We start from the raw sequence: 19,073 nt of genomic DNA, 5'->3' as shown, positions 1-19,073 counted from the left end.
AAATTACTTTCTTTTATTACGAGCTTGAGGTTTACCTTTTCCATGGTTAGAAGAACCTGAAGGTCTAGAAGCTTTTTGCTTATCCATACCAGCTAACGGAGAAAGTTCTCTTTTACCATATACTTCACCTTTCATGATCCATACTTTAATACCCATTCTACCATATGCAGTATGAGCTTCACCTAAAGCATAATCAATATCAGCTCTGAAAGTAGATAGAGGAATACGTCCTTCTTTGAAGTTTTCTGAACGTGCCATTTCAGCACCATTCAAACGACCAGAAATTTGTACTTTAATACCTTCTGCATTCATACGCATTGCAGATGCAATAGCCATTTTAATAGCACGACGGTAAGAAATACGGTTTTCAATTTGACGAGCAATACCACTTGCAACTAAGTAAGCGTCAAGCTCAGGTCTTTTAATTTCAAAGATGTTAATTTGAACCTCTTTGTCAGTAATTCTTTTTAATTCTTCTTTTAACTTGTCTACCTCTTGACCACCTTTTCCGATAATGATACCAGGTCTAGCAGTAGTGATAGTAACGGTTACAAGTTTAAGAGTTCTTTCAATAATTACTTTTGATACACTAGCTTTTGATAAACGAGCATGGATGTACTTTCTGATTTTGTAATCTTCAGCTAACTTGTCACCATAATCATTTCCACCATACCAGTTAGAATCCCATCCTCTGATAATACCAAGGCGATTTCCGATTGGATTAGTTTTTTGTCCCATACTGCTTACGAATTGCTTTGTGTTTTATTATTTTCTCCTAACACGATTGTTACGTGGTTAGAGCGTTTTCTAATTCTGTGTGCACGACCTTGAGGTGCTGGGCGCAATCTTTTTAACATTGTACCACCATCAACTCGGATCTCTTTTACGATTAAGCCAGCTTCTTCGATGTTTGCATCAGTATTTTTAGCTTGCCAGTTAGCAATAGCTGATAATAATAATTTCTCTACATCACGAGAAGCATTTTTTGAACTGAATCTTAATATATTAAGAGCATTTTCTACTTTTTGTCCTCTAACGATGTCAGCAACTAAGCGCATCTTTCTAGGTGACGTAGGGCAGTTATTTAGCTTAGCAAAAGCAACTTGCTTTTTAGCTTCTTTAATCTGCTCGGCTCTTTCTCTTTTACGAACTCCCATAGCCTCTTATTATTTTTTACCTTTATTTTTAGCACCAGCGTGTCCACGGAATGAACGTGTTGGCGAAAATTCTCCTAACTTATGACCTACCATATTCTCAGTTACATATACAGGTACGAATTGACGACCGTTATGAACTGCGATTGTTTGTCCAACGAAATCTGGTGTAATCATTGATGCTCTAGACCATGTCTTAACAACAGCGCTACCACCTTTTTCTGCATTTTCTAAAACCTTTTTCTCTAATTTAAAGTGAACGAAAGGTCCTTTTTTTAATGAACGTGCCATGTCTTACTTATTATTTCTTTCTACGTTCTACGATATACTTATTACTCGGGTTAACTTTAGAACGAGTTCTGTAACCTTTAGATGGTAATCCTTTTCTTGAGCGTGGGTGACCTCCAGATGCGCGTCCTTCACCACCACCCATTGGGTGATCTACCGGGTTCATTGCTACTGGTCTAGTTCTAGGTCTTCTACCTAACCAACGAGATCTACCTGCTTTACCAGATACGATTAATTGGTGGTCGTGATTAGAAACTGCTCCGATTGTAGCAGAACAAGTTAATAAAATTAAACGTGTTTCACCAGAAGGCATTTTGATAGTAGCATATTTACCATCACGTGCCATTAACTGAGCGAAAGTACCAGCTGAACGAGCAATAACAGCTCCTTGACCTGGACGTAATTCGATACAAGAAATAACTGTTCCTAGAGGAATTTTACTTAAAGGTAAAGTATTTCCGATTTCTGGTGCAGCTTCTGAACCAGAAACTACTGTTTGCCCAACTTGTAAACCGTTTTGTGCAATAACGTAAGTTTTAGCACCATCAGCATAAGCTAACAAAGAGATAAATGCTGAACGGTTTGGATCGTACTCGATTGTTTTAACTGTAGCTGGAATACCATCTTTAGTTCTTTTAAAATCGATAATACGGTAACGTTGTTTGTGACCACCGCCTAAGTGACGCATAGTCATTTTTCCTTGACTATTTCTACCTCCAGAGTTTTTTTTCGGAGCTAATAATGAACGCTCCGGCTTATCAGTTGTAATAGAGTCAAAGCTATTCACAACTTTAAAACGCTGACCTGGGGTAATAGGTTTTAATTTTCTAACTGACATTGTAATTAGATATTAGTATAAAAATCAATTGTTTCTCCTTCTTGTACTTGCACTACTGCTTTTTTGTAAGCATTAGACTTTCCTGATATTAAACCACTTTTAGTGTATTTAACAGTTCTATCAGCTCTGTAGATCATTGTATTTACATTCACAACATTCACACCGTAAGCAGCTTCTACTGCGTTTTTAATCTGAATTTTGTTTGCTTTTTTGTCTACAACAAAACCAAAACGATTAAAAATCTCACCGTCTTTAGTGATTTTTTCAGTAATGATAGGTTTAATAATAACACTCATTTCCTTACTATTTGTTTAAGTTTTCAACAATTCCCTCGATAGAACCTTCAGTTAAAACAACTTTAGCTGCGTTTAAAACCGCATAAGTATTTAATTCTGAAACTGTAACTACTGAAGAAGACTTTAAGTTACGTGATGATAAATAAACATTGTTATTTGACTCACCTAACACGAATAAAGATTTTTTAGTTTCAATACCTAAAGACTTTAAAACATTGATAAATGCTTTTGTATTTGGAGTTTCGAAAGTAAAATCTTCTACTACTACTAAGTTAGCTTCTTGCGCTTTAATTGAAAAAGCAGATTTACGAGCTAATCTTTTTAACGATTTGTTTAATTTGAAAGAATAACTTCTTGGTCTTGGGCCAAAAATTGTTCCACCACCTCTAAACAAAGGGTTTTTAACACTACCTGCACGAGCCGTACCTGTACCTTTTTGTTTTTTAATTTTTCTAGTACTACCAGAAATCTCATTACGCTCTTTTGCTTTATGAGTTCCTTGTCTTTGGTTAGCTAAAAAATGTTTAACATCAAGGTAAATTGCATGTTTATTAGGCTCGATTGCGAAAACTGAATCAGAAAGTTGCACTGTTCTTCCAGTTTCTTTTCCGTTTACATCTAATACTTTTACTTCCATTACTTCTGAACGATTACATAAGAGTTTTTGTGACCAGGAACAGCCCCTTTAACTACTAAAAGATTCTTTTCAGCCACCACTTTTAAAACAACAAGGTTTTGAACTGTAACTCTTTCTCCACCTGTTCTTCCCGCCATACGCATTCCTTTGAATACACGTGATGGGTAAGAAGATGCACCAATAGAACCTGGAGCGCGTAAACGGTTATGTTGACCGTGTGTTTGTTGACCAACACCGCCAAATCCATGACGTTTAACAACCCCTTGGAATCCTTTTCCTTTAGAAATTCCAGAAACGTCTACATACTCACCTTCAATAAACAAGTCAGCAGTGATCACATCACCTAATTTATACTCGTTTTCGAAATCTTGGAATTCAACAACTTTTTTCTTAGAAACAGTACCAGCCTTTTTAAAATGACCTAATTCAGCTTTAGTAGCATGTTTTTCTGTTTTGTCATCGAAACCAAGTTGTAACGCTTCATACCCGTCAACCTCTTTGGTTCTGACTTGGGTAACGACACATGGACCAACTTCGATTACTGTACAAGGAATATTTTTCCCGTTTTCATCGAATAAGCTAGTCATGCCGATTTTTCTACCAATTAACCCAGACATAAATAAACTTAAATATTAATAATTTTTTTTTTAATTTGAGAGCACAAAAATAAGCATTACATTTTGAATATCAAAACATAATGCTTAAAATTTTCTTTTTTAATATGTTATCACACTTTAATTTCAACTTCAACTCCTGAAGGAAGTTCTAATTTCATTAAAGCATCGATAGTTTTTGAAGACGAAGAGTAAATATCTAGTAATCTTTTGTAAGAATTTAACTCGAATTGTTCTCTTGCTTTTTTGTTTACGTGTGGAGAACGTAATACAGTAAAAATCTTTTTATGAGTAGGTAACGGAATTGGACCTGTTACAACTGCTCCAGTACTTTTTACAGTTTTTACGATTTTTTCAGCTGATTTATCAACCAACATATGATCGTAAGATTTTAATTTTATTCTAATTTTTTGACTCATTTTTCAAATAATTAAGCGTTACCTTTAGCTTTTTTAATAACCTCTTCTTGAACGTTAGCAGGTGCTTGTTCGTAGTGAGAGAACTCCATTACTGAAGTCGCACGTCCTGATGACAATGTACGTAATGTTGTTACATAACCGAACATTTCAGATAATGGCACAGAAGCTTTAACAACTTTTGCTCCGTTTCTATCATCCATCGCATTGATTTGACCACGACGACGGTTTAAGTCACCAACGATATCCCCCATGTTTTCTTCTGGAGTTAATACCTCTAACTTCATGATAGGCTCAAGAATAACAGCACCAGCAGCTTTTGCTGATTCTTTATATCCCATTTTAGCAGCTAATTCAAACGACAATGCATCAGAGTCAACCGGATGGAAAGATCCATCCACTAAAGTTACTTTCAAAGAGTCCATTGCGAAACCAGCCAAAGGACCTTGTTTCATAGATTCTTTAAATCCTTTTTCTACTGCAGGAATATATTCTTTTGGTACGTTACCACCTTTAACTTCGTTAACGAATTGTAAACCTTCGAATGGCTTTCCGTCAACATCATCAGCAGGTCCAATTTTGAATACGATATCACCGAATTTACCACGTCCACCAGATTGCTTTTTATAAGTTTCTCTGTGATCAGCGAATTTAGTAAATGATTCTTTGTACTCAACTTGTGGTTCACCTTGATTTACTTCAACCTTAAACTCACGTTTTAAACGGTCAACAATAATATCTAAGTGTAACTCACCCATACCTGAAATGATAGTTTGTCCTGAAGCTTGGTCAGTACGAACTGTGAAAGTAGGATCTTCTTCAGCTAACTTAGCTAAAGCCATACCCATTTTATCAACGTCCGCTTTTGTTTTAGGCTCAATAGCAATACCAATAACCGGATCAGGGAAAACCATAGATTCTAATACAATCGGGTGTTTCTCATCACATAATGTATCTCCGGTTTTAATATCTTTAAAACCTACTGCAGCACCAATATCTCCAGCCTCAATGTATTCAATTGGGTTTTGTTTATTAGAGTGCATTTGGTAAATACGAGAAATACGTTCTTTGTTACCTGAACGTGTGTTTAACACATAAGAACCTGCATCTAAACGCCCTGAATAAGTACGGAAGAAAGCTAAACGACCAACGAATGGGTCAGTAGCAATTTTGAATGCTAAAGCAGCAAAAGGATCAGTAACCGATGGTTTACGAACCACTGGCTCTTCAGTGTTTGGGTTAGTACCTTCAATACCTTCTTTATCAGTTGGCGCAGGTAAATAACGACAAACAGAGTCAATCATAAACTGAACCCCTTTGTTTTTGAATGATGATCCACACATCATAGGAATGATACTCATATCTAGAGTAGCAGCGCGTAATGCAGCATGCATTTCTTCTTCAGTAATAGATTCTTCATCAGTCATGTATTTTTCTAAAAGATTTTCGTCATAAGCCGCAATCTCTTCGATAAGTTTACCTCTGAATTCTCTAACTTCAGCAGCCATATCAGCAGGAATTTCAACTACGTCGTAAGTACTTCCGAAGTTTTCATCATGCCATACAATAGCTCTGTTTTTAATTAAATCTACAACTCCTTTAAAGTCAGCCTCATCACCAATAGGCAATACAATTGGCACAGCGTTAGAACCAAGCATTTCTTTTACTTGATTACAAACATTTAAGAAGTTAGCTCCCTGACGGTCCATTTTATTAACAAACCCTAAACGAGGAACTTTGTAGTTATCTGCTAATCTCCAGTTTGTTTCAGACTGTGGCTCAACACCATCTACTGCAGAAAACAAGAACACTAATCCATCTAATACACGTAAAGAACGGTTAACCTCTACAGTGAAGTCAACGTGCCCTGGAGTATCAATAATATTGAAGTGGTATTCTTTAGTATCAGCAATTTTTTGACCTTGTTGCGTTGGGAAATTCCAAGTACAAGTTGTAGCTGCAGACTGGATTGTAATCCCTCTTTCAGCTTCTTGTTCCATCCAGTCCATTGTAGAAGAACCTTCGTGAGTTTCTCCCATTTTATGGTTTTTACCAGTATAGAAAAGTATACGCTCTGTTGTTGTTGTTTTACCAGCATCAATGTGAGCAGCAATACCAATGTTTCTAGTGTATTTTAAATCTCTAGCCATTTTGTGTTGTTCTTTATATATTAGAATCTAAAGTGAGAGAATGCCTTATTAGCATCTGCCATTTTATGAGTATCCATTCTTTTCTTAACTGCCGCACCTTCTTCTTTAGCAGCAGCTAAAATTTCAGAAGCTAATTTACCAGCCATAGATTTCTCATTTCTTTTTCTAGCATAAAGAATCATCCATTTCATCGCCATAGAAATTTTTCTATCTGGACGAATTTGCATAGGAATTTGAAATGTAGCTCCACCTACACGACGAGAACGAACTTCTACGTGTGGCATAACATTTGTCAATGCATCTTTCCAAATCTCTAATGAAGATTTTTCTGCATCTTGTTTTTTAGTTTCTACAATCTCTAAAGCATCATAAAATACTTTAAAAGCAGTAGATTTTTTACCGTCCCACATTAAGTTATTAACAAAACGTGTAACTAACTGATCATTGAACTTAGGATCTGGTAAAAGAGGTCTTTTTTTGGCCTGTCTTTTTCTCATGTCTTTTGTTTAAAAGAGTTTAATTCTTATTTCTTTTTACCTGTAGTAGCTGGAGCTTGTCCTGGTTTTGGACGTTTTGCACCATACTTAGATCTACGTTGTGTTCTTCCTGCAACTCCTGCAGTATCTAACGCTCCACGAACAATGTGGTAACGCACACCAGGTAAATCTTTAACTCTACCACCTCTAACTAATACTATCGAGTGCTCTTGTAAGTTATGTCCTTCTCCTGGGATGTAAGCATTCACTTCATTACCATTTGTCAAACGTACACGCGCAACTTTACGCATTGCAGAGTTTGGTTTTTTTGGTGTAGTAGTGTAAACACGCGTACAAACCCCTCTTCTTTGAGGACAAGAATCTAAAGCAGCCGATTTACTCTTCTTAGCTATTTGGGTTCTCCCTGTTCTTACTAATTGTTGAATTGTTGGCATAATGTTTATAAATTACTAACGTTATTAATTCCCGCTTTTTCGGGTTTGCAAATATACTTATTTTTATTTTACAAACAAATCACAATTAATTAATTTTCAAATATTCACATTTTTTTTATTATAAACTAAGTAATATCGAAGTTGAATTAAATCAAACATTTATACCTATTATATATATACCACATTTTAACTCCTTACAAACATTTAAAACAAATAAGCATAAATGTTAAAAAAACTTCAACATTTTTCAATTCGACGAAAATAACAATCTGAAAATGAAAGAGTCATAAAATCAATCAAAATTTAACAAAAAAACACTTTAACGTTAAAGCCAATTGTTTGAACAATAAACAACAAATAAGGAAACAAGTAACAATTCTTAAAAAAATCATAACATTTAACCTTAAATAAATGCCATAATAACAATAAATCAACATTGAGGTAAAAAAAACAATGAAAACTTGTTTAATATTAAAAATTTCTTAAAATTAGCATTAACAAAAAATTAGTATTTATGAACAGGTTTATTAAAAATTTAACTTTCGTAACGACCTTATACTCGAGCATCGCTTTTGCTCAAGTTTCTGGTGTTGTTACTGACGAAAGTGGTTTTCCTCTACCAGGGGTTAGTGTCCTTATAAAAGGAACGCAAAATGGGACACAAAGTAACATTGATGGTAAATTTGAAATTGATGCCAAAGATGGACAAGTTTTAGTATTCAGCTTTATTGGTATGGAGTCAAAAGAACTTCCTGCTACGACTGCGCCAATGCAAATTACATTGGATGATAGTACCAGAACTTTAGACGAAGTTGTTGTTACAGCTTTAGGTATTAAAAGAGAGAAGAAAGCATTAGGTTATTCTCAACAACAAATTAGCGGAGAAGAATTAAACAGTTCAGGACAAACAAACGTTTTAACTGGTTTATCTGGTAACATTGCAGGGGTGCAAGTTACAGCTCCTTCTTCTATGGGTGGTTCTAACAGAATTACGATTAGAGGTATAAACTCGATTACAGGTAACAACAAACCTTTAATCGTAGTAGATGGTATTCCATTCGACAACTCAAACTTTAATAGTTCAGACACACAACGTGGAGCTGGTGGTAGAGATTACGGAGATACATCTGCAGACATTAACCCAGAAGATATTGAATCTGTAACTGTATTAAAAGGTGGTGCTGCTGCTGCATTATATGGTTCTAGAGCACAAAACGGGGTTATTATGTACACTACCAAAAGTGCTAAAAAAGGTAAATCTGAAGTTTCTTTTAAAACAGGGGTTGATTTAGAAACGGTTTACATTATGCCTAAATTACAAAGAGAATATGGTGGTGGATATGGCTTAGACCAACAGGTTATTAATGGTCAAACTTATAATTTAGCCCAATACTCTGTAGATGAAAGCTGGGGACCTAAATACGATCCTAATTTAATGTACCTAGCTTGGGATGCATTCGATCCTAATTTCCCTGATCAATATATGAAAGAAAGAGCTTGGGTTGCTCCTAAAAATGATGTAAAATCATTTTTTAACACGGGAGTAACTACAACTAATTCTGCAGCATTATCACATGCTACAGATAAAAGTAATATTCGTTTATCATATACAAATCAGTTAACTAACGGTATTGTTCCAAATTCAAACTTATCTAAAAATATGCTTTCATTAAATGGGGGTGCAAAAATCACAGAAAAGTTAAAATTTGACGCAATGATTAGCTATACCGATACAAAAGGTTTTAACAGACCAGAACAAGGGTACGGAGATAATTCATTAGCACAAAAATTCTATCAATGGGGACAACGCCAATTAGATTATGGTGCGTTAAAAAGCTACATCAATCCAGATGGTTCACAACGTACTTGGAACAGAACAGCATGGGATGATGCGACTCCAGCATATTCTGATAACCCATATTGGGTAATTAACAAAAATACATCTAGCGATAGAAGACACCGTGTGTATGGTAACGTAAAATTACAATACGATTTTAACGAAAACTTCTTTGCAGTTGCCAACCTATATGGTGACCATTATGATTTTAAAATCGGTAATAGGGTTGCAGTAGGTTCACAAGCAATGTCTAGTTATGATGAAACAAAATATTTAAGATCAGAATTTAATTACGAATTACGTTTACATTTCAACAAAAACTTTGGAGATTTCAGTGTAAATGCATTCGCAGGGGTTAACAAACGTAGAAATACTGGGTCATCTTTAAGAGGATTTACCTCAGGTGGTTTAATTATTCCTGATTTTTATAATTTATCAAACTCAGTAAACCCTTCAAGAAGTGAAAAAAGTGAAACTGTACAAACCATTAACAGTATGTATGGTATGGCTTCTTTTGGATACAAAGGCTATTTATTTTTAGAAGGTACTGTAAGAAAAGATTATTTCTCAACAGTAAACAAAGCAGGTGTTTATCCATCCATATCAGGAAGTTTTATTTTCTCACAATTAATGACGGACCAAGATTGGCTAAGTTTTGGTAAAGTTAGAGCATCATGGGCACAAGTATCCAACGGAGCTGATCCATATTCATTATTAAACTACTATAACATTGGAACTCCTTTTCAAGGCATACCAACTTACGGTCAATCAGCAACTGCGAATTATCCTGATCTAAAACCTGAAACTAAAACAAGTAAAGAATTAGGTTTAGAAATGAAATTTTTTAACAACCGATTTGGTTTTGATGTAGCTTACTACCAAGACAGAACAAAAGATTTAATTACGCCTTTACAAATAACAGGAGCTACAGGATTCCAATATAAATATTTTAATATTGGAGAAATGGAAAACAAAGGTTTAGAAGCAACTGTATTTGTAAACCCAGTAAGAACAGAAAACTTTAATTGGGACATTACTTGGAACTTCTCAAAAAACAACAATAAATTATTGTCTTTAGAAGGACAAGCAGAAACTTATACAATTGCTAGTGCACCTTTTAGAGCATCTTTAGTTGCGCAAGTAGGTCAGCCATACGGACAAATTTTCGGTACTGATTACACATATGACGATAACGGTAACAGAATAGTAGAAAATGGCTTATATAAACCTACAAGTACAGTAAAAGCTTTAGGTTCTGTTATTCCAGATTACAACATGGGTATTCGTAACACATTTACGTACAAAAATATAACATTAAGTGCTTTAGTAGATATTCAAAAAGGTGGTCACTATTTTTCAACATCACACATGTGGGGTATGTACTCAGGTATGTTAGAGGGATCTGCAGCTAATGGTATTCGTGAAAACGGTATTATTTTACCTGGGGTTACAGCAGATGGGCAACCTAATACGGTAGTTACTAGTGGGTATGATTATTCGCAAAATCATTATAACAACGTAGATGCACAAAACGTGTTCGACGCTAGTTATATCAAATTAAGAGAAGTTACTTTAGGCTATTCATTCCCAGCAAAATACTTTAACAATAAAATCTCTGCATTAAGAATTTCTGCATATGCTAGAAACTTATTTGCTTGGGGATTAGATTGGAAAGGAATGGACCCTGAAAACACTTCATACGGTAGTGGTAATATTCAAGGTTTAGAGGGTGGTTCATTACCTTCAGTTAGATCTTTCGGAGCTAACCTAGAAATTAAACTATAAAATTCAAAAGACATGAAAATAATTAAATATACATTACTAGCTTTCTTAAGCTTATCTCTTTTCTCATGTACAGAGGGTTTTGAGGAAGATAATACAAATCCAAATAATCCATTAACAGTTCCTACTTATGGTATCTACAATAATGCTACAAAACAAATAGTTGGAACAACAATCAGAGGCTCATTTGGAACAGCAAGAATGGCGTTACCATGGGTACAGTATTCAGCACAAAGAAATTATACTGAAGAAGATCGTTACCAATATAGAGATGGCACTGCAGTTTCGATATTCAATGCGTACTATCAACAAGCAAACAACTTCAAAAAAATAATTGAGTTAAACACTGACCCAGAAACAGTTGTAGCATCAGCAGTTTATGGAAACAATGATATACAAGTTGCAGCTTCTAGAATATTCTTAGCTTATATTTTTCAAAATTTAGCTGATACATTTGGTGATGTACCTTATTGGTCATATGGAAATTCTAATCCAGATTTTCAGGCATTAGATATTGATAACTTAAGTCCGAAATATGCAAAACAAGAAGATATTTATGCTGACTTATTAAAAGAACTTGAAGAATCAGTCGCACAAATTGATGCTAATTCAGATGTACCATACATTTTCATAAAAAAAGAAGCATACACTGGAGAAAATGTTTTTGGCAACGATGTTCAAAAATTAAGAAAATTTGCTAATTCATTACGTTTACGTATTGCAACTCGTTTAAAAAACAGCCCACTTTCAGGTTTAGCTCAGCAACATATTAGCGAACTTGCAGCAAATCCAGGTGATTTAATGCAATCTAATGATGATTCAGCAGGAGTAACTTATGAAAATAATTCAATTAACCCTGCACCTAATTATATTGCATTCTTTGTTGATAATAGAAATGATTATACCGTATCAAACACATTTGTAAGTTTACTAAAAGGTACATTACCAAACTCAGGACTGACAGTTGTTGACCCAAGGTTACAACAAGTAGTGGCACCAGTAGGTACTATACTAAGAGATGCTTTATCTAGAAGTTATAACCCTGTATATTCAACATCAATTGATACGATTAATAAATATTATAAGGGTATGCCTTTTGGTATTCCTAGTGGCTTAACTGGTAGCCAAAGACCATCTGCGTCACCATATAGTCAAAGTATTTTAAAGGCAGATTATACAGAATATTTTATGACTTATGCAGAAGTTAAGTTTTTATTAGCAGAAGCTAATGGTTGGAATCAAACCGATTATGAGCAAGGTGTACAAGCATCATTAGATCAATGGGGAGTAGAATCAACAGCTGCTGCAGCTTACATGGCATCATTGCCTGCTGCTAGTGAAGAAAGTGTTTTAAATCAAAAGTATATTGCCTTATTTATGCAACCGTATGAGGCATGGGCAGAATACAGAAGAACAGGTTTCCCTAAATTCTTAGTTAAACCTGGGGATGTAGTTCAATTAATAGCACCAGCGCCAGTAGGAAACACTACGGTGACAGAATATACGTTTGAACCTACACCGTCAGCAATATCTATAAACGGGGCATTTACTGATTTACCGTCACGTGTAAGATATCCTTATACTGAAGCTACTTTAAATAGAGTTAACTATGAAGAAGCTGTTGCACGTTTAGGAGGTGACACCATGAACAATAAATTAATTTGGGATAACAACTAAAATTCCAATACAAAAATTAAAACCACTGCAATGCAGTGGTTTTTTTTTTATATTTGTAACATGCAAAAAGAAGATCAAATTTTCGGAATCCGTGCCATAATTGAAGCCATCAATGCAGGCAAAAATATAGATAAAGTATTCATTCAAAAAGAAGCTAAAGGCGAATTAATGCAAGAGCTTTTTAAAGTAATGAAATCAAAAAATATAAACTTTTCATACGTACCCGTTGAAAAATTAAACAAACTAACATCCAACAACCATCAAGGCGCAGTAGCAAGCATTGCACCTATCGAATTTGTTACGATAGAAGACTTGGTCGAAACCGTATTAGAAAGCGGTAAAACACCCCTATTTTTAATTTTAGATCAAATATCTGACGCTCGTAATTTCGGAGCCATCATTCGTACTGCCGAATGTACCGGTGTAAATGGAATCATCATTCAAAAACAAGGTGCTGCACCTGTAAATGGAGATACAGTAAAAACATCAACAGGAGCTGTGTTTAATGTACCTATTTGTAAAGTAGATCATATTAAAGACGCTGTCTATTTCTTGGAAGCATCAGATATACAAACCGTAGCTGCAACAGAAAAAACAGACAATAACATTTACGATATAAACTTTAATAAACCCATTGCCATAATTATGGGATCGGAAGATAAAGGGGTAAATCCTTCCGTATTAAAAATGGTAAATCACAAAGCAAAATTACCAATGTACGGAACAATATCTTCATTAAACGTTTCTGTGGCTTGTGGCGCATTTTTATACGAAGCAGTAAGACAACGTTTGAAATAAAAATATAAACGTGTTACCCTCGCTTAAATAGCAAATAATTAAACAAAATAAGCGGATAGCTCGGGTCGGGCTATCCGCTTATTTTATTCCACTATGTTACATAAAAGGATATCGCTGCTATCCCTAACGCAAAATATAACTTCCAATATAAAACAAAAAAGTCCGAACCATTTCTGATTCGGACTTATAAAAAAAGGCAGCGACATACTCTCCCACATAAATGCAGTACCATCTGCGCTAACGAGCTTAACTTCTCTGTTCGGGATGGGAAGAGGTGAGCCTCGTTGCAATAACCACCTTAAATCGGTTTGCTATCTCTAGCAATATATGGTTGACCCTATTACAATAGTTTTTTTATTTACAAACACTTCTACTTTTATTAGAAAGAAGTCCTCCTGCCTACTTAATTTCAGCAGGAGACAAATACATAAGCTTACGGGTTATTAGTACTACTCGACTATGACATTACTGCCTTTACATCTATAGCCTATCAACGTTGTCATCTACAACGACCCTTTAAAGAAATCTAATCTTGTGGTGGGTTTCGCGCTTATATGCTTTCAGCGCTTATCCCTGCCCAACGTAGCTACTCAGCGATGCACCTGGCGGCACAACTGATACACCAGAGGTTAGTCCAATTCGGTCCTCTCGTACTAGAATCAGATCCACGCAAATTTCTAACGCCCACAGTAGATAGAGACCGAACTGTCTCACGACGTTCTGAACCCAGCTCGCGTGCCACTTTAATGGGCGAACAGCCCAACCCTTGGGACCTTCTCCAGCCCCAGGATGTGACGAGCCGACATCGAGGTGCCAAACCCCCCCGTCGATATGAGCTCTTGGGGGAGATCAGCCTGTTATCCCCGGCGTACCTTTTATCCTTTGAGCGATGGCCCTTCCATGCGGAACCACCGGATCACTATGCTCTACTTTCGTACCTGATCGACCTGTATGTCTCTCAGTCAAGCTCCCTTATGCCATTGCACTCTACGCACGGTTACCAAGCGTACTGAGGGAACCTTTAGAAGCCTCCGTTACTCTTTTGGAGGCGACCACCCCAGTCAAACTACCCACCAAGCAATGTCCTCTGCAACGCAGAGTTAGACCTCAGATAAGCAAAGGGTGGTATTTCAACAATGACTCCACAACGCCTAGCGACGCCACTTCATAGTCTCCCACCTATCCTACACATCACTTATCCAAGAACAATACTAAGCTATAGTAAAGGTGCACAGGGTCTTTTCGTCCCACTGCGGGTAAACGGCATCTTCACCGTTACTACAATTTCACCGAGCTCATGGCTGAGACAGTGTCCAGATCGTTACACCATTCGTGCAGGTCGGAACTTACCCGACAAGGAATTTCGCTACCTTAGGACCGTTATAGTTACGGCCGCCGTTTACTGGGGCTTCAATTCAATGCTTCTTCTTGCGAATAACATCTCCTCTTAACCTTCCAGCACCGGGCAGGTGTCAGACCTTATACGTCATCTTACGATTTTGCAAAGCCTTGTGTTTTTGATAAACAGTCGCCTGGACCTTTTCACTGCGGCCAGCATTGCTGCTGGCGACCTTTCTCCCGAAGTTACAGGTCTATTTTGCCTAATTCCTTAGCCATGAATCTCTCGAGCGCCTGAGGATACTCTCCTCGACTACCTGTGTCGGTTTACGGTACGGGTTCTAATAATCTATGTTTAGAGGTTTTTCTTGGAAGCCCTTAGGCACACTATCACGCCATCCGAAGATTTTGTGTACTATCGTATTTCACCAAGACCTGCGCATTTTACTACAAGTCCTATAGTTACGTACTTTAACGAACTATTCCGTCAGTCCGCGGTGCTTTCATCACTCCGTCACCCCATCACAATTATTAGAAGTACGGGAATATTAACCCGTTGGCCATCGACGTCCCCCTTCGGGTGTGCCTTAGGTCCCGACTAACCCTAAGCTGATTAGCATAGCTCAGGAAACCTTAGTCTTACGGCGGGAGGGTTTCTCGCCCTCCTTATCGTTACTTATGCCTACATTTGCTTTTCTAAACAGTCCAGCATACCTCACAGTACACCTTCAACCCAGTTTAGAATGCTCCCCTACCACTTGCGCTTAGCGCAAATCCATAGCTTCGGTAGTATACTTATGCCCGATTATTATCCATGCTCGTTCGCTCGACTAGTGAGCTGTTACGCACTCTTTAAATGAATGGCTGCTTCCAAGCCAACATCCTAGCTGTCTAAGCAAACAAACCGCGTTTTTTCAACTTAGTATACATTTGGGGACCTTAGCTGATGGTCTGGGTTCTTTCCCTCTCGGACATGGACCTTAGCACCCATGCCCTCACTGCTGTAAAACATTTATTAGCATTCGGAGTTTGTCAGGAATTGGTAGGCGGTGAAGCCCCCGCATCCAATCAGTAGCTCTACCTCTAATAAACTAAAACAGCGCTGCACCTAAATGCATTTCGGGGAGTACGAGCTATTTCCGAGTTTGATTGGCCTTTCACCCCTACCCACAGATCATCCCAAGACTTTTCAACGTCAACGGGTTCGGTCCTCCATTTAGTGTTACCTAAACTTCAACCTGTCCATGGGTAGATCACACGGTTTCGCGTCTACCACTACTGACTAAAGCGCCCTATTAAGACTCGCTTTCGCTACGGATCCACACCTAAAGTGCTTATCCTTGCCAGCAACGGTAACTCGTAGGCTCATTATGCAAAAGGCACGCCGTCACCCCATAAAAGGGCTCCGACCGCTTGTAAGCGTATGGTTTCAGGATCTATTTCACTCCGTTATTCACGGTTCTTTTCACCTTTCCCTCACGGTACTGGTTCACTATCGGTCTCTCAGGAGTATTTAGCCTTACCGGATGGTCCCGGCAAATTCAATCAGGGTTTCACGTGCCCCGACCTACTCAGGATACCACTATCTATTACATCGCTTACTTATACGAGACTATCACCCTCTTCGGTTAACCTTTCCAGGTTATTCTAATTCGCTTTGCATAAAATATCGTGGTCCTACAACCCCAATATTGCCGTAACAATATTGGTTTGGGCTGTTCCGCGTTCGCTCGCCACTACTTACGGAATCACTCTTGTTTTCTTCTCCTCCGCCTACTTAGATGTTTCAGTTCAGCGGGTTTGCTCATCTTTCGATGTGACTAGTCTTCAACTAGACAGGTTGCCCCATTCGGATATCTACGGATCTATTCGTGTGTGCCAATCCCCGTAGCTTTTCGCAGCTTATCACGTCCTTCATCGCCTCTGAGAGCCTAGGCATCCCCCATACGCCCTTAATTTGCTTATGTATGAGTTTTCTACACAGAACTTGCGTTCTACTGTAAAAAAATTATTTTTTTTTCTTTCTACTTTTTGTTTGTATTTTCTATTGCAATATGTCAATGAACGGTTATTTAGATATTTATCTAAAATCGTGGAGAATATCGGAGTCGAACCGATGGCCTCCTGCGTGCAAGGCAGGCGCTCTAGCCAGCTGAGCTAATCCCCCATTCTTCTATGTGAATGTTGAATCCTTGTTGATAGTATCTCAACACCCAACCCTAGAATTTCCTTTTTTTATCTATAAACAAAATAGTAGTCCCGCCCAGACTCGAACTGGGGACCCCTACATTATCAGTGTAGTACTCTAACCAGCTGAGCTACGAGACTCTGTATTTTACTTATAAATTTTTGAACTAACAGCGAGAGTAATTTCAATATAAAGTTGAACCTATCAATACTTCTCTAGAAAGGAGGTGTTCCAGCCGCACCTTCCGGTACGGCTACCTTGTTACGACTTAGCCCCAGTCACTAGTTTTACCCTAGGCAGCTCCTTGCGGTCACCGACTTCAGGTACCCCCAGCTTCCATGGCTTGACGGGCGGTGTGTACAAGGCCCGGGAACGTATTCACCGGATCATGGCTGATATCCGATTACTAGCGATTCCAGCTTCACGGAGTCGAGTTGCAGACTCCGATCCGAACTGTGACCGGTTTTGTAGATTCGCTCCTACTCGCGTAGTGGCTGCTCACTGTACCGGCCATTGTAGCACGTGTGTGGCCCAGGACGTAAGGGCCGTGATGATTTGACGTCATCCCCACCTTCCTCGCAGTTTACACTGGCAGTCTCGTTAGAGTTCCCGACATCACTCGATGGCAACTAACGACAGGGGTTGCGCTCGTTATAGGACTTAACCTGACACCTCACGGCACGAGCTGACGACAACCATGCAGCACCTTGTAAATTGTCCGAAGAAATATCTGTTTCCAAATACGTCAATCTACATTTAAGCCCTGGTAAGGTTCCTCGCGTATCATCGAATTAAACCACATGCTCCACCGCTTGTGCGGGCCCCCGTCAATTCCTTTGAGTTTCAAACTTGCGTTCGTACTCCCCAGGTGGGATACTTATCACTTTCGCTTAGTCACTCAGTCCGAAAACCGAACAACTAGTATCCATCGTTTACGGCGTGGACTACCAGGGTATCTAATCCTGTTCGCTACCCACGCTTTCGTCCATCAGCGTCAATACTTTGTTAGTAACCTGCCTTCGCAATTGGTATTCCATGTAATATCTATGCATTTCACCGCTACACTACATATTCTAGTTACTTCACAAAAATTCAAGCCCAGCAGTTTCAATGGCAATTTTACAGTTAAGCTGCAAACTTTCACCACTGACTTACTAGGCCGCCTACGGACCCTTTAAACCCAATGATTCCGGATAACGCTCGAATCCTCCGTATTACCGCGGCTGCTGGCACGGAGTTAGCCGATCCTTATTCGTATAGTACCGTCAAGACCCCTCGCAAGGGATGGTTTCTTCCTATACAAAAGCAGTTTACAATCCATAGGACCTTATTCCTGCACGCGGCATGGCTGGTTCAGAGTTGCCTCCATTGACCAATATTCCTCACTGCTGCCTCCCGTAGGAGTCTGGTCCGTGTCTCAGTACCAGTGTGGGGGATCTCCCTCTCAGGACCCCTACCCATCATCGTCTTGGTAAGCCGTTACCTTACCAACTAACTAATGGGACGCATGCCCATCTTATACCGTAATCTTTAGTCTTATATTGATGCCAATCTAAAACACCATAAGGCGTTAATCCAAATTTCTCTGGGCTATTCCTTAGTATAAGGTAGGTTGCATACGCGTTACGCACCCGTGCGCCGGTCTCAAAGCAGCAAGCTGCTTCTACCCCTCGACTTGCATGTGTTAGGCCTGCCGCTAGCGTTCATCCTGAGCCAGGATCAAACTCTTCATCGTATATTTTTATTATTGTACGATTGCTAGGTCTTTTTTTCTTTAATACGAGATTACTCTCTTACTTTTTTGCTGTCAATTCAATATATCAATGAACGTAATCGTTACTTCTTTTTTAACGCATCCCGTGTTTTTCACAGTTGCGAGTGCAAAAGTAAAACTTATTTTTAATCTTACAAAACTTTTTTAGAAAAATATTTTTTTTTCTTTTTTAACCGGTTTTAGCCGATTTTAAAAGCGTTTTGAAGATTACAATAGGTTTATGAACTTGAGATAAAAAAACAAGGCATATATCCTTGTTTGCGATGGCAAAGATAGTACCTTTTTTTTATCGCAAACAAATAAAAATGCATCTTTTTAAAAACTATTTTTTAAAACGTTCATTTTGTGAAGGGTT

At 38.0% G+C, this 19,073-nt stretch carries 14 protein-coding genes, 2 tRNA genes and 3 rRNA genes; 3 read left to right on the top strand and 16 right to left on the bottom strand.

The annotated features are described in order from the left end of the window. Positions 1–3 precede the first annotated feature (3 nt). The 11 genes from rpsC to rpsL all read right to left on the bottom strand — a co-directional run bounded on the left by rpsC (position 4) and on the right by rpsL (position 7,324). On the bottom strand, positions 4–738 hold the full coding sequence (rpsC, locus tag K5I29_RS00095) for a 30S ribosomal protein S3 (protein WP_264433868.1): 735 nt from the start codon (positions 736–738) through the stop codon (positions 4–6). Between the two features lie 5 nt (positions 739–743). Continuing rightward, on the bottom strand, positions 744–1,157 hold the full coding sequence (rplV, locus tag K5I29_RS00090; RefSeq protein WP_264433867.1) for a 50S ribosomal protein L22: 414 nt from the start codon (positions 1,155–1,157) through the stop codon (positions 744–746). A gap of 9 nt (positions 1,158–1,166) precedes the next feature. Continuing rightward, positions 1,167–1,445 carry a 30S ribosomal protein S19 gene (rpsS, locus tag K5I29_RS00085; protein WP_264433866.1) on the bottom strand — a complete coding sequence of 93 codons (279 nt, stop codon included), beginning with the start codon at positions 1,443–1,445 and terminating at the stop codon, positions 1,167–1,169. Positions 1,446–1,455: 10 nt separating this feature from the next. Beyond that, entirely contained in the window at positions 1,456–2,280 is an 825-nt protein-coding gene (gene rplB, locus K5I29_RS00080) for a 50S ribosomal protein L2 (RefSeq protein ID WP_264433865.1), read from the bottom strand. Between the two features lie 5 nt (positions 2,281–2,285). Next, a complete protein-coding gene (rplW, locus tag K5I29_RS00075; protein WP_264433864.1) occupies positions 2,286–2,576 on the bottom strand; it encodes a 50S ribosomal protein L23 in 291 nt (96 codons plus the stop codon). A gap of 7 nt (positions 2,577–2,583) precedes the next feature. Then, positions 2,584–3,213 carry a 50S ribosomal protein L4 gene (gene rplD / locus K5I29_RS00070; protein WP_264433863.1) on the bottom strand — a complete coding sequence of 210 codons (630 nt, stop codon included), beginning with the start codon at positions 3,211–3,213 and terminating at the stop codon, positions 2,584–2,586. Further along, the gene (gene rplC, locus K5I29_RS00065) at positions 3,213–3,830 is read right to left on the bottom strand and encodes a 50S ribosomal protein L3 (RefSeq protein WP_264433862.1); all 618 of its coding nucleotides are present in this window, start codon (positions 3,828–3,830) and stop codon (positions 3,213–3,215) included. Before rplC ends, rplD begins: the two co-directional genes overlap by 1 nt. Before the next feature lie 110 nt (positions 3,831–3,940). Further along, the gene (gene rpsJ / locus K5I29_RS00060; protein ID WP_264433861.1) at positions 3,941–4,246 is read right to left on the bottom strand and encodes a 30S ribosomal protein S10; all 306 of its coding nucleotides are present in this window, start codon (positions 4,244–4,246) and stop codon (positions 3,941–3,943) included. A gap of 11 nt (positions 4,247–4,257) precedes the next feature. After that, the gene (gene fusA, locus K5I29_RS00055) at positions 4,258–6,393 is read right to left on the bottom strand and encodes an elongation factor G (RefSeq protein WP_264433860.1); all 2,136 of its coding nucleotides are present in this window, start codon (positions 6,391–6,393) and stop codon (positions 4,258–4,260) included. 20 nt (positions 6,394–6,413) lie between these two features. Further along, on the bottom strand, positions 6,414–6,890 hold the full coding sequence (gene rpsG, locus K5I29_RS00050) for a 30S ribosomal protein S7 (protein ID WP_264433859.1): 477 nt from the start codon (positions 6,888–6,890) through the stop codon (positions 6,414–6,416). A 26-nt stretch (positions 6,891–6,916) separates the two neighbouring features. After that, entirely contained in the window at positions 6,917–7,324 is a 408-nt protein-coding gene (gene rpsL / locus K5I29_RS00045; protein ID WP_264433858.1) for a 30S ribosomal protein S12, read from the bottom strand. A gap of 514 nt (positions 7,325–7,838) precedes the next feature. On the opposite strand from rpsL, the gene K5I29_RS00040 reads away from it, so the two are divergent. Genes K5I29_RS00040 through rlmB form a run of 3 tightly spaced genes read left to right on the top strand, consistent with a single transcriptional unit; the run spans position 7,839 to position 13,418 of the window. Further along, a complete protein-coding gene (locus K5I29_RS00040; RefSeq protein WP_264433857.1) occupies positions 7,839–10,946 on the top strand; it encodes a SusC/RagA family TonB-linked outer membrane protein in 3,108 nt (1,035 codons plus the stop codon). Positions 10,947–10,958: 12 nt separating this feature from the next. Beyond that, positions 10,959–12,620 carry a SusD/RagB family nutrient-binding outer membrane lipoprotein gene (locus K5I29_RS00035; RefSeq protein ID WP_264433856.1) on the top strand — a complete coding sequence of 554 codons (1,662 nt, stop codon included), beginning with the start codon at positions 10,959–10,961 and terminating at the stop codon, positions 12,618–12,620. Between the two features lie 60 nt (positions 12,621–12,680). Next, positions 12,681–13,418 carry a 23S rRNA (guanosine(2251)-2'-O)-methyltransferase RlmB gene (rlmB, locus tag K5I29_RS00030; RefSeq protein WP_264435141.1) on the top strand — a complete coding sequence of 246 codons (738 nt, stop codon included), beginning with the start codon at positions 12,681–12,683 and terminating at the stop codon, positions 13,416–13,418. Between the two features lie 191 nt (positions 13,419–13,609). Here rlmB and rrf read toward each other — a convergent pair. The 5 genes from rrf to K5I29_RS00005 form a co-directional block, all read right to left on the bottom strand. Then, positions 13,610–13,719: ribosomal RNA gene (gene rrf, locus K5I29_RS00025) — 5S ribosomal RNA — on the bottom strand. A gap of 122 nt (positions 13,720–13,841) precedes the next feature. Continuing rightward, positions 13,842–16,723: ribosomal RNA gene (locus K5I29_RS00020) — 23S ribosomal RNA — on the bottom strand. 126 nt (positions 16,724–16,849) lie between these two features. Then, positions 16,850–16,923: transfer RNA gene (locus tag K5I29_RS00015), tRNA-Ala, on the bottom strand. Between the two features lie 87 nt (positions 16,924–17,010). Then, a tRNA-Ile gene (locus K5I29_RS00010) sits at positions 17,011–17,084 on the bottom strand. A 79-nt stretch (positions 17,085–17,163) separates the two neighbouring features. Continuing rightward, positions 17,164–18,679 (bottom strand): 16S ribosomal RNA (locus tag K5I29_RS00005). The 16S, 23S and 5S rRNA genes sit together here with 2 tRNA genes alongside, the layout of an rRNA operon. Between the last annotated feature and the right edge of the window lie 394 nt (positions 18,680–19,073).

It is taken from the genome of Flavobacterium agricola (genome assembly GCF_025919725.1).
In the GTDB taxonomy this organism is placed as follows: domain Bacteria; phylum Bacteroidota; class Bacteroidia; order Flavobacteriales; family Flavobacteriaceae; genus Flavobacterium; species Flavobacterium agricola.
This window is presented reverse-complemented; position numbering and strand designations above follow the sequence as displayed.